Raw genomic sequence first — 11,367 nt, 5'->3', positions numbered from 1 at the left:
CAATTCGGCCAGGCCACATGGGGTACCCGCCCTTGCTCCGGTCCACACCACTTCCGGTTATTCGGCTGCCCGCCGAGCGCTCGTGGAGGTAGTGTGGCGACTCCGAGCAGGATCCGTATCGAGGAGGTGAGACCGGTGTCCGTTCGTTCAGGTCGGGTGCTCTCACTTCGCGACCGCGCGGTCGTACCGACATAAGGTGACCGGGAGAGCGCCCCTCGGCATTCCGGAAGGCTCTCCCATGTCAGTGTCTCTCTCACCGTCCCTCGAATTCGTTCTCGTCACGAGGCTTCGCGCCGCCGGCTGTGTGTTCGCCGAGGACGAGGCCCGCTTGATCGTCTCCGCGGCCCGGACGTCCGACGAACTCGCGTCGATGCTGGACCGCCGCGTCGCCGGTGTCCCCCTCGAACACGTCCTCGGCTGGGCCGAGTTCTGCGGGCTCCGGATCGCAGTCGATCCGCGGGTGTTCGTGCCGCGTCGTCGTACCGCGTTCCTCGTCGAGCAGGCCGCCGCCCTCGCGTGCCCGCACGCTGTCGTGGTCGACCTGTGCTGCGGTTCGGGCGCGGTGGGGGCCGCGCTCGCCGAGACGCTCGACGGCATCGAGTTGTACGCGGTGGACATCGACCCCGCCGCCGTCCGCTGCGCGCGACGCAACGTCGCGGACCCCGGCCGGGTGTTCGAGGGCGACCTGTACGAACCGTTGCCCACCACGCTGAGGGGAGGCATCGACATCCTGGTGGCCAACGCCCCGTACGTGCCCACCGACGCGATCCGGTTGATGCCACCGGAGGCGCGGTTCCACGAACCACGGGTCTCACTCGACGGTGGCGTGGACGGGCTCGACATCCAGCGGCGGGTGACCCTCGCGGCGCGCGACTGGCTCGCGCCCGGTGGTCATCTACTGATCGAGACCAGCGAGAGTCAGGCCCCTCTCACCGCGAAGGCTTTCGCGGATGCCGGGTTGATCACCCGGATCGAGACGTCGGACGACATGGACGCCACCGTCGTCGTCGGCGCCCACCCCACGTGAGTGCCGAAGCGTCCCGGGGCACGCATTGTCACTCACGTGCGGATCGGCCCGGCTCCCCGCCTTCGATCCGCACGCAGCAGTACCCCTCGGCGGGTGCCAATGTGGCGCGGCGATCCTCGCATCCCGCGCCGTCGAGCAGTCCGGACAGCAGCGCGAGGTTCATTCCGCACACCATGTCCGTGTGCTGCCGGGCGAGCGCGTGGAACGGGCAGTTGACCAGGACGATGGTGCCGTCGGCGAGGCGCGGTTCGTAACCGCACGTCGCGAGCGCCGCGACCAGGTCGGCGTCCGTGCATCCCGTGTCGGCGCCGAGGCCGCGGCCGAAGTCCTGCGCAAGCGCCGCGAGGGCGGCCCGCGGTGATGTGCCGGTGGCATCGGCGTCCTCGATCGCCCGGGCGAACAACTCCCCGGCGAGCGCGTACGCACGCTCGGGCAGGTGTACGGAGAACTCACGGTCGGATCGTCGGTAGAGCTTGGCGGGCCGTCCCGCGCCCGGACCCGAGCGTCCCCCGCGCCGCGCGAACTCGACCGCCAGCAGCCCCTCGTCGGCCAGCTTCTCGAGATGGAACGCGGACGTCGAGCGGGCGAGGCCCAGCGCCTCGGCGACGTCGTCGCGGCTGACCGGCGTCATCTGCGCGCGCACGTGGTCGTACACCCGCCTGCGCACCGGCTCGTCGAGGGAGGAGACGGCGGAGACGTCCGAGCGTGGAGTGTCATCCATGGACCCATTGTAAAACCGAAAATCGTTGACTTAATTCTGCCGGGAATTCTATAGTCAATACACATAGATTTTAGAAGGAGTCGTCATGACTACCAACACACCCCACGAGGTCAGCCACGGTTCGCACACCCTGGCCGACCCCGGCTATCAGGCCTTTCTCGTGCTGCGCACGGTCTTCACCGTGGCGCCCATCCTGTTCGGGCTGGACAAGTTCACGAACTGGCTCACCGACTGGCCGAACTACCTGGCGCCGTGGATCGACGGCATCCTGCCGGGAACGGCGCAGCAGGGCATGTACGCCGTCGGCGTGATCGAAGTGGTCGCAGGAATCCTCGTCGCCGTGGCGCCGCGGATCGGTGCCTGGGTCGTCGCGGCCTGGCTGGCCGGGATCATCGTCAACCTGGTCACGCTGTCCGGGTACTACGACGTCGCACTGCGCGACTTCGGGTTGCTTGCCGGTGCCGTCGCCCTCGCCCTGCTCGCCGCGGAGTACGGGCGCCCGCTCCACCACCCCCACACCTGATCGGTACCGCGCACCCGACGTGAGATGCACCTCATCGACTGTTTCGAGTGACTCGACCGCTCGTAGTCTGTGTGGTCGTGTCGGTAGGAGCGCAGGACCAGGGAACCGGGTCGCGGGATAGCGGTGTGCCGATCCCTGCGCCGGCCCCGGCACGGTCGTTGCTTCTGGGGGTGCCCAAGCATGGCCGGCGCTGGCCGGGCGTGGTCCGCGCCGGGGTGGCGGCGTGTCTGCCCGCGCTGGCGGGGGTCGCGCTCGGACACTCTGCGGTCGCCGCGACGGCGACGCTGGGAGCCTTCGCCGTCGTCTACGGCGAGGGCAGGGCGTACCGGGTGCGGTGGCGGGTGGTCTCGATCGCCGCCGCTGTGATGGTCCTCCTGGCCGGTGTCGGCGCCGCGGTCGGCGCGTTCGTGCACGACGTGACCGCGGCGGGCGGTTCCCCGCTGTGGGGGATGGCGCTCGTCCTCGCGATGACCGTCGTCGTCGCCGTCTGCGCCTTCGTCGTCGACGGGCTGCGGCTGGGAGCGCCGGGTGCTTTCCTTCCGCTGCTCACGGTGGAGATCTCGTCCGCGCTGCCCGCCCTCGGTGTCTCCGTGGTGGAGGTGACGTCCTGGGCGGCGGTCGGTGCGGTGTCGGCGTTGCTCGTGTCGATGTCGGGGCTGCTCGCGCGCCCACGCACCCCCGAGCGTGCCGCGGTCGCGGCCGCTGTCGGGGCAGTCGAGGCCGCACTCTCCGACACGCTCGCACCGAATTCCCGCCGGGACGCGGTGCGGTCGCTGCACGCCGCGTGGCAGTGCCTCCACGACGCCGCCCTCGTCGGCCGTGATCATCCGCTCACCCGCACGTTGCGTGCGGCTCACCTGCGGTGCGCGGCCGCGGTCGACGGTCTGGGCGCGGATCACGCCTCCGACGTCGACGACCTGCGGCCGCAGGTCCCGCTGCCCAGGCCGTCGATCCGCTACCGGCTCGCGCGGGCGGCTCATCTGCGGGGCCGATCCTGGACGATCGTCGCGCGACTGCTGGTCGCGTGCCCCGCCGCCGGTCTCCTGGCGCTGGGTCTCGGCGTCGGCAGGCCCGACTGGGCGGTGATCACCGCGGCGATGATCCTGCACCAGGGCCCCGACCGCGTGCTGGGGACGTACCGCGGGCTGCACCGGTTCTTCGGAACGGTGCTCGGACTCGTTCTGCTCGCCGCGCTGGCGACGCTCGACCTGCCGGCGGCCGCGCTGGTACTCGTCGTGGCGCTCCTGATGGCGGGGACGGAGGCCTTCCTCGTCCGCAACTACGGCCTGGCGATGGTGTTCATCACCCCGCTCGCGCTGGTTCTCGGCGGCCTCGGAACCCACGTCGACCTCGTCGTCGTCACCCGGGACCGGCTTCTCGAGACCGTCCTGGGCGTGGCGGTGGCGATCCTCGTGCTGTGGACCGTGCTTCCGGGTTCGTACCGGCGGATCCTGCGCGACGCGGACGAACAGGTGGCCGGGACGATCGGGCGGCTCGGCGATGCGCGGGAACCGGCCGCCGTCGCGGAACTCTGCCGGGATCTCGAGTTCGATCTGCACAGTTCCACCACCGCCGCGATCACCGCCGCCCACACCGACCCGGCGTGGACCCGCGACCGGTGGCCCGAGCACCACCACCTCCACGAGCTCGGTTACCGAATCCTGACCCGGCACTTCGGACCTCGTCTTTAGCCGGTCGGCACCGGATCCCCGCTGTTAGGGTTCGTTGATGGGTCCTGTGACGGGAATCGGAACTGCAATTCGGGCCTCGTTGGCCGCGGCTCTCTGCGTCGGCATGCTGGCCGCGTGCGCGTCGGACGAGGAACCGCAGAGCGATCCGGCGGCCACGTGTGCGGACGTTCCCAACGGCACCCCGATCGCCAAGGCTCCACCGCCTCCCGGCCCGGCGCCGACCACCCAGAACCTCGCGACCAACCCCGAGATCGCAACGGTCTACCGCTCCGGGATGGTGCCGGTGAACACCGCGTCGTACGCGGTCTCCACCGCCAATCCCGTGTCGACGCAGGCCGCGTGTGAGGTGTTGCGGGACGGGGGCACGGCTGCCGACGCGCTGATCGTGGCCCAGACCGTTCTCGGGCTCGTCGAACCGCAGTCCTCCGGAATTGGGGGCGGGGCGTTCCTGCTCTACTACGACGCCGGGCAGAAGAGTGTCGAGGCGTACGACGGGCGCGAGGTCGCGCCGATGGCGGCGACGGAGAACTACCTGCGCTGGATCAGCGACACCGACCGCACCGAGCCAAAGCCGGACGCCCGGGCGAGCGGACGGTCCATCGGGGTTCCCGGGGTGGTGCGGATGCTCGAACTGGCGCACCGCGAGCACGGCCGGGACGAGTGGCGGGAACTGTTCGACCCGGCCGTCTCGCTCGCGGACCAGGGACTCGAGATCAGCCCCCGGATGGCCGGGCAGATCGCCGAGTCCGCACCCGATTTGGCGCTCGACGAGCCGTCGAAGGCGTACTTCCTCAATCCGGACGGCAGCCCCAAGCCGGCAGGCACGAAGCTGACGAACCCGGCCATGGCCAAGACGCTCGGTGCGATCGCGGCGGGCGGCGCCGACGCCTTCTACACCGGGGCAATCGCCCAGGGCATCGTCGATGCGACGGCGACGGCGTCGGGCGGGCGCACCCCCGGACAGATGACTCTCGACGACCTCGCGAACTACCAGGCGAAGAAGCGGACGGCGCTGTGCACGCCGTATCGGGACCACGAGATCTGCGGCATGCCCAACCCGTCGTCCGGCGGCACGGCGGTCGCGGCGACGCTCGGCATCCTGGAGAACTTCGACCTGTCGGAGTACGGGCCCACGAACCTCGACGACAACGGCGGAAAGCCGACGGCGGAGGCCGTGCATCTCATCTCCGAGGCGGAGCGACTGGCGTACGCCGACCGGGACAAGTACGTCGCGGACTCCGATTTCGTTCCGCTGCCGGGAAATTCCCTCGACACGCTGCTGAACGACGACTACCTGAAGCAGCGGGCCGTCCTCATCGACCCCGGTAAGAGCATGGGCACCGCGCAACCAGGCAACTTCGGGCCGGTCCCCCTCGGTGTCCAGCCGCAGGACAAGGAACACGGCACCAGCCACATCTCGATCGCCGACAAATACGGGAACGTCGCGTCGATGACGACGACGGTGGAATCGGCGTTCGGCTCGTTCCACATGACGGACGGCTTCGTGCTCAACAATCAGCTCACCGACTTCTCGGCGCAGCCCGTCGGTCCGGACGGGACGCCGCTCGCCAACCGTGTCGAACCGGGTAAGCGGCCCCGCAGTTCGATGGCGCCGACGCTCGTCTTCGACCGCGGCAGCGACGGTTCGCGGGGAGACGTCCAATACGTCACGGGGTCGCCGGGCGGTTCGGTGATCATCCAGTTCGTGGTGAAAACGCTCGTGGGAATGCTGGATTGGGGTCTGAACCCGCAGCAGGCGGTGTCGGCGGTCGACTTCGGGGCCGCCAACACCCCGGTCACCGGCGTCGGCGGGGAGCATCCGAACATCAATGCGGCCAACGACGGCGCCGACGACCCGTTGATCGTGCAGTTGCGGGCGATGGGACACCAGGTGTCGGTCGCGCCGCAGTCCAGCGGGCTCAGTGCGCTGCAGCGCCAGGGCTCGGGGTGGGTCGGCGGCGCGGACCCACGACGGGAGGGCGCGGTGATGGGTGACGGTACGGGTTAGGCACCGCCACCGCCCGAATCACGCCTGCTCGACGAGCGGGGCCACCTTGGTGCCGAGCAGTTCGATCGCGCGCATCACCTTGTCGTGGGGCAGCGGCCCGACGCTGGGGTGCAGCATGAACCGCTCGATGCCCAGGGTGTCGCGCATACCGGCGATCTTCTCCGCCACCTGCTCGGGGTTGCCGAGCACGAGCGAACCGCCGGGTCCGCGCAGACCGTCGAATGCCTGCGGGTTCATCGGCGCCCATCCGCGTTCGCGTCCGAGGCCGGTCATGGCCGCGGCGTACGACGGGTAGAACTCCGAAACCGCCCGGTCCTCGGTGTCCGCGACGTAACCGTGCGCGTGGACGGCGATGGGCTGCGGTGCGTGCCCGCCTTCCGACACCGCACGGCGGTGCAGGTCGGCCAGCGGTGCGAAGCGGGCGGGTTGTCCGCCGATGATCGCGAGCGCCATCGGTAGGCCGAGCAGTCCGGCGCGGGCCACCGACTCGGGATTGCCGCCGACCCCGACCCAGATGGGAAGGGGCCGTTCGGGGCGGGGGTAGACGGACTGGTCTGTCAGCGCCGGCCGGTGCCGGCCCGACCAATTCACGGTCTCCGAGTCGCGGAGGGCGAGCAGCAGGCCGAGTTTCTCGACGAACAGGTCGTCGTAGTCGGCCAGGTCGTAACCGAAGAGCGGGAACGATTCGGTGAACGAGCCGCGACCGGCCATCACCTCGGCGCGTCCGTCGGAGATCAGGTCGAGGGTGGCGAATTCCTCGAACACCCGCACCGGGTCGTCGGAGCTCAGGACGGTGACCGCACTGGTCAATGCGATGCGGGACGTCCGGGCGGCGGCGGCCGACAGCACGACCGCCGGCGCCGACGCGGCGAAGTCCGCCCGGTGGTGCTCACCGACGCCGTACACGTCGAGGCCGACCTGCTCGGCCAGGACGACCTCTTCGAGCAGATCCTTCAGGCGCTGCCGCGGCGACACCGCCCCGACCCCGCCGGAACCGACCTCCGCGAACGTCGTCAACCCGAGTTCCATGCGACACCCCTGATTCCAGATAGTTGAAGGATCAATTAGATGATGTAACTGCGCGGCCGGACGGGATATTCCGTCCGATGATTCAGACCCGGGTGGGCGGGGAACCCGACGACCATGGCGAAATACCGAGTGATCGATCCCCTGGACGGCACCTGGGCGTTCTTCGACGACACCGAGGGCGCCACGGAGAAATAGAGGCACATCGTGCTCGCCAGCGACCCACGGAAAGTGGGCGTCGAGGAGGAATTTCACCTCATCGATCTGAAGACCCGGCGCCTGACCACCCGCGCGCCGGAGTTGCTGGCACGACTCCCCGACGACGTGTACGTCGACGAACTCCAGCAGTGCGTCGTCGAGGTCAACAGCGGTGTGTACGCCGACCTCGACGGCCTGCGGAACGATCTGCAGCGGCACCGCAGGCTGCTCATCGACGCGGCCGAGGGCCTCGGCATCGGCGTGGCCGCCGCGGGCTCGATGCCGCTGTCGCTGCCCGCCGAGATGCACGTCACGGGGACGCAGCGCTACCGGCGCATGCTCGCCGACTACCAGGTGCTCGCCCGCGAGCAGCTGATCTGCGGCACGCAGGTTCACGTCGACCTGCCCGATCGCGACGAGGCGGTGCAGGTCGCGCACCGCGTCGCTCCGCACATGCCCATCCTCCTGGCGCTCAGCGCGAGTTCCCCGTTCCGGTCCGACGGCGCGGACACCGGCTATGCCAGCGCGCGGACACTTCTGTGGCTGCGCTGGCCCAGTACCGGCCCGGCCGCACCCGTCTCGTCGGCCGCCGAATACGGCGCCCTGATCGACGACCTCGTCGCCAGCGGGGTGATCAGCGATCCCGGAATGGCATATTTCGACGTCCGGCCGTCGGTGAAACTTCCGACCCTCGAGTTGCGGGTGTGCGACAGCTGCCCGCGACTGGACACGGTCCTGCTCATCGCCGCCCTGTTCCGGGCACTCGTGGAACGCGAGGTGCAGGGATTGCGCGCCGGGACGAAGGGCGTCGAGGTCGTCCCGACCCTGACGCGGGCGGCACTGTGGCGGGCGGCCCGGTCGGGTTTGGAGGAAGAGCTCGTCGACGTGACGGTTCCGCAGGCACGTCCCGCGTCGGATCTCGTCGGCGACTTCGTGAATTCGCTGCGCCCGCAGCTCGAGGAGACCGGCGACTGGGACCGCGTGGTGGCGCTGTCCGCCGAGGCGACCGCCCACGGGAGCTCCGCCGCCCGGCAACGTCACGCGCTCGGTCGCCGAGGCCGGCTCACCGACGTGGTGGATCTGCTGCTCGCGGAGACGGCGGGCCGCACCGAGCACCTCCCCGAGGTGGAGGCGCCGCCGCCGCGCGAGCCCGGCCCGAAGTCGACCGGCGCCGGCCGGACCCGGAGATATTGGAGCGCGAGGTTCTGGGACCGCGGCGACACCGCCGACATGACCTGGACGGAGTCGACGGAGCTCGACGAGAAGAAGCTCATCGAGTGGCGCCGGGACCTGCACGCGCATCCGGAACTGTCGTTCGAGGAACGCAGGACCACCGGCGTCGTGCGCGATCATCTCGTCGGTCTCGGGCTCGAACCCGTCATGATGCCCGGCGGAACCGGCCTCTGGTGCGATCTCGGTCCGGAGACGGGCGAGCGCATTGCGCTGCGGGCCGACCTCGACGCGCTGCCGGTCGCCGAGACGACCGGTCTCCCGTTCGAGTCGAGGGTGCCCGGAGTGTCACACGCGTGCGGTCACGACGCCCACACCACGATGCTGATGGGCGCGGCATCCGTCCTCGTGAAGTACCCGCCGCCGACCCGCGTCCGCCTCGTCTTCCAGCCGGCGGAGGAGACCACCCCCGGCGGCTCGGTCGACACGATCGCTGCGGGCGCACTCGACGGGGTGGCGAAAATCTTTGCACTGCACTGCGACCCGCACCTCGAGGTCGGCAAGCTGTCCACCAGGACCGGGCCGATCACGTCGTCCAACGACTCCGTCACCGTGCGGTTGTGGTCGGCGGGCGGGCACACCGCACGACCCCATCTGACCGGCGATCTCATCCACGCGACAGCCGTCCTGGTGACCGGATTGGCGTCCGTACTCGACCGCCGGATCGACGCCCGCACCGCGACCGTGCTCACCTGGGGGAAGGTGGCCGCCGGGCAGGTCGCGAACTCCGTTCCCGAGTCGGGTGAACTGGTGGGCACCCTGCGCAGCGCGTCCCGTGAGACGTGGGCCTCGCTCGAACCGCTGGTCACGGACGCGATCTGTCATCTGCTCGCGCCGTACAACGTGCGGTACGAACTCTCCTACCTGCAGGGCGTCCCGCCCGTCGTCAACGATCCCGACTGCACCGCCGACTTACGGGAGGCGATCGAATCGGTCGTCGGCTTCGACCACCTGGCCGAGGCGCATCAGTCCAGCGGCGGCGAGGATTTCGCGTGGTACCTCGAGAAGGTTCCGGGCGCGATGGCCAGACTCGGCGTGTGGGACGGCATTGGCACCCGGCAGGAGCTTCACCAGCCGGGTTTCAACCTCGACGAACGCGCCATGATCCACGGGGTCCGAACGCTGGTCGCGCTCACCCGACTCGAAGACCAGTCCGGGTGACCGCGGCGTCAGGCCGGTTTGGCGGCGGCGTCCGCCAGTTTCGGCACGAGTGCCTCGACGGCGTACGGGAGGCTGAGGACGGTGCCCCAGGTGAGAGCGCCGGAGACGGTGGGGTCGTCGACGAACACGGCTCGCCCGGCCTTCGCCACCGGTAGCGACTGATAGACGGGGTCGGCGGCGATCTTCGCTTCGGCGCCGGGACTGCTGCCCACGTTCCAGGCGAGGACGTCGACGTCGACGATGTCGAACTGCTCCTTGCTGATGGTGAACGCGTCCTGATCGCCTGCGAGTTGCGCGATCTGCTCCGGGACGACGAACCCGAGCGACGTCATCAGGCGTGAACGCGGGTCGTTCGGGGACCGGACGTAGAACGAGCCGGCGTCGCCCAGTTCGGCCACCGCGACGGTCTTGCCCTCGAATTCGGGGTGGGCGGCGCGCTGCTGCGCCACCAGGTCCTCCACGCCGGCTACGAGTTGGTTCGCCTTCTCGTCCTCACCCAGGGTGGTGCCGACGATCCGGACGGCGTCCTGCCACGGCATGCCGAAATCGGGGTAGTCCGGCGACGTCGTCACGGTGGGCGCGATGGCCGAGAGCCGCTGATACGCGTCGTCGTCGACGTCGATGTACAGCGCGAGAATCAGGTCGGGATCGAGTTTCGCGATGTTCTCGTACGCGAAATTGGCCTCACCGGTGAACTGTCCGCGGTTGAAGACTTCGGGGTGCGTCCCACCGAGCGCGTCCTGGGCCCAGGGCCAGGTGGCGTCCGGATAGTCGCCGTACCAGTCGGTGACGCCGACCGGCTGACGTCCGAACGCGAGGAGCGTGTCCTGGTCGGAGTAGCCGATGGTGACGATCCGCCGGGGGTTGTCCGGGACTTCGGTCGTTCCCTTCTTGTGCGTCACCGTCCGGGTGCTGCCTTCGGTGTCCGCGGCGGTTCCCGAGGAACACGCTGCGGCGACGGCGGCCAGGCCGACCCCGGCACTCACGATCAGGAACTTGCGGCGGTCGAGCGTTCGCATCCACATGCCTCCCTGTAGGTGAGGCTAACCTACAGGGAGTGGTTCCGGCCGTGCATCTGCGGCGGAAACGGGGGAGTCGGCTCGGGAATCGGCGGCGTCGGAGGTCCCGGCGGCCCCGGTTGCGGCCCGGGCTCTGGAGGTGCAGGTTCCGGGCCCGGCTCGGGAGGAAACGGGTGAGGCGGAGTCGGCGTCGGCGGCACAGGAGGCGGGCCCGGATCCGGCGGCACCGGCTCCGGGTCCGGCACGGGATTGCCGAGCTCGTCGCGGGCACTCGTCATCAACTGACCACCTTCCGATCGGCTGATTGAGTGGTACCCGGAACGGGCATCCCGCAACCACGGGGCGAGCTGTGGCCGCCCGGGAACAAAACGCGGGATCGGTGCGTTGTCTAGCAACCGTGCCCCGCAAGTGTGGAATTTCACGACACGGGGAACATGAGCCAAAGGGAGGAAGTCATGGCAACCGACTACGACGCACCACGGGTTACCGTCGACGACGAACTCGCCGCGGACTCGCTCGAAGAATTGAAGACACGGAGGAACGACTCGCAGTCGTCCGTCGTCGACGTCGAGGAGACCGACACGGCGGAGTCCTTCGAACTGCCCGGCGCCGACCTGTCCGGTGAGGAACTCACGGTCCGCGTCATTCCGAAGAGGGCCGACGAATTCACTTGCAGCAGTTGCTTCCTGGTCCATCATCGGTCGCGTCTCGCGTCCGAAGAGGGTGGACAGCTGATTTGCCGCGACTGCGCATAGGAGGCCCG

General features: G+C 69.6%; 9 protein-coding genes. 6 read left to right on the top strand and 3 right to left on the bottom strand.

Annotation, left to right across the window (positions count from 1 at the left end; genetic code table 11):
- Positions 1-238: 238 nt before the first annotated feature.
- Positions 239-1,027 (top strand): putative protein N(5)-glutamine methyltransferase, encoded by a 789-nt coding sequence (locus ACFVJ3_RS03305; protein WP_378450700.1) that lies wholly within the window; start codon positions 239-241, stop codon positions 1,025-1,027.
- 28 nt (positions 1,028-1,055) lie between these two features.
- On the opposite strand, the gene ACFVJ3_RS03300 is transcribed toward ACFVJ3_RS03305, so the two are convergent.
- Complete coding sequence (locus ACFVJ3_RS03300; protein WP_378450699.1) at positions 1,056-1,748, bottom strand: helix-turn-helix transcriptional regulator; 693 nt, start codon at positions 1,746-1,748, stop codon at positions 1,056-1,058.
- A gap of 85 nt (positions 1,749-1,833) precedes the next feature.
- Between ACFVJ3_RS03300 and ACFVJ3_RS03295 the strand changes: the two genes are divergently transcribed.
- The 3 genes from ACFVJ3_RS03295 to ggt all read left to right on the top strand — a co-directional run bounded on the left by ACFVJ3_RS03295 (position 1,834) and on the right by ggt (position 5,970).
- Complete coding sequence (locus ACFVJ3_RS03295; RefSeq protein WP_378450698.1) at positions 1,834-2,271, top strand: hypothetical protein; 438 nt, start codon at positions 1,834-1,836, stop codon at positions 2,269-2,271.
- Between the two features lie 170 nt (positions 2,272-2,441).
- Positions 2,442-3,962: an FUSC family protein gene (locus ACFVJ3_RS03290; protein WP_378450697.1), complete on the top strand. Its 1,521-nt coding sequence runs from the start codon at positions 2,442-2,444 to the stop codon at positions 3,960-3,962.
- Between the two features lie 37 nt (positions 3,963-3,999).
- The gene (gene ggt, locus ACFVJ3_RS03285) at positions 4,000-5,970 is read left to right on the top strand and encodes a gamma-glutamyltransferase (protein WP_378450696.1); all 1,971 of its coding nucleotides are present in this window, start codon (positions 4,000-4,002) and stop codon (positions 5,968-5,970) included.
- 18 nt (positions 5,971-5,988) lie between these two features.
- On the opposite strand, the gene ACFVJ3_RS03280 is transcribed toward ggt, so the two are convergent.
- Positions 5,989-6,999 (bottom strand): LLM class flavin-dependent oxidoreductase, encoded by a 1,011-nt coding sequence (locus ACFVJ3_RS03280; RefSeq protein WP_378450695.1) that lies wholly within the window; start codon positions 6,997-6,999, stop codon positions 5,989-5,991.
- Positions 7,000-7,203: 204 nt separating this feature from the next.
- Here ACFVJ3_RS03280 and ACFVJ3_RS03275 point away from each other — a divergent pair, with 204 nt between their 5' ends.
- The gene (locus ACFVJ3_RS03275) at positions 7,204-9,585 is read left to right on the top strand and encodes a glutamate--cysteine ligase (protein WP_378450694.1); all 2,382 of its coding nucleotides are present in this window, start codon (positions 7,204-7,206) and stop codon (positions 9,583-9,585) included.
- Positions 9,586-9,593: 8 nt separating this feature from the next.
- Here ACFVJ3_RS03275 and ACFVJ3_RS03270 read toward each other — a convergent pair whose 3' ends face one another.
- Entirely contained in the window at positions 9,594-10,610 is a 1,017-nt protein-coding gene (locus tag ACFVJ3_RS03270) for an iron-siderophore ABC transporter substrate-binding protein (protein ID WP_378450693.1), read from the bottom strand.
- A 449-nt stretch (positions 10,611-11,059) separates the two neighbouring features.
- Between ACFVJ3_RS03270 and ACFVJ3_RS03265 the strand changes: the two genes are divergently transcribed.
- Positions 11,060-11,359, top strand: a complete 300-nt coding sequence (locus ACFVJ3_RS03265) for a DUF4193 domain-containing protein (RefSeq protein WP_073359047.1) — start codon at positions 11,060-11,062, stop codon at positions 11,357-11,359.
- Positions 11,360-11,367: the final 8 nt, after the last annotated feature.

This window comes from Rhodococcus sp. NPDC127593, assembly GCF_042671975.1.
Lineage (GTDB): Bacteria > Actinomycetota > Actinomycetes > Mycobacteriales > Mycobacteriaceae > Rhodococcus_F.
This window is presented reverse-complemented; position numbering and strand designations above follow the sequence as displayed.

Excerpts from the sequence above, each read along its gene's own strand:
- ACFVJ3_RS03280 (WP_378450695.1), bottom strand. The coding sequence starts at position 6,999 with ATGGAACTCGGGTTGACGACGTTCGCGGAGGTCGGTTCCGGCGGGGTC.
- ACFVJ3_RS03305 (WP_378450700.1), top strand. The coding sequence starts at position 239 with ATGTCAGTGTCTCTCTCACCGTCCCTCGAATTCGTTCTCGTCACGAGG.
- ggt (WP_378450696.1), top strand. The coding sequence starts at position 4,000 with ATGGGTCCTGTGACGGGAATCGGAACTGCAATTCGGGCCTCGTTGGCC.
- ACFVJ3_RS03295 (WP_378450698.1), top strand. The coding sequence starts at position 1,834 with ATGACTACCAACACACCCCACGAGGTCAGCCACGGTTCGCACACCCTG.
- ACFVJ3_RS03300 (WP_378450699.1), bottom strand. The coding sequence starts at position 1,748 with ATGGATGACACTCCACGCTCGGACGTCTCCGCCGTCTCCTCCCTCGAC.
- ACFVJ3_RS03265 (WP_073359047.1), top strand. The coding sequence starts at position 11,060 with ATGGCAACCGACTACGACGCACCACGGGTTACCGTCGACGACGAACTC.
- ACFVJ3_RS03270 (WP_378450693.1), bottom strand. The coding sequence starts at position 10,610 with ATGTGGATGCGAACGCTCGACCGCCGCAAGTTCCTGATCGTGAGTGCC.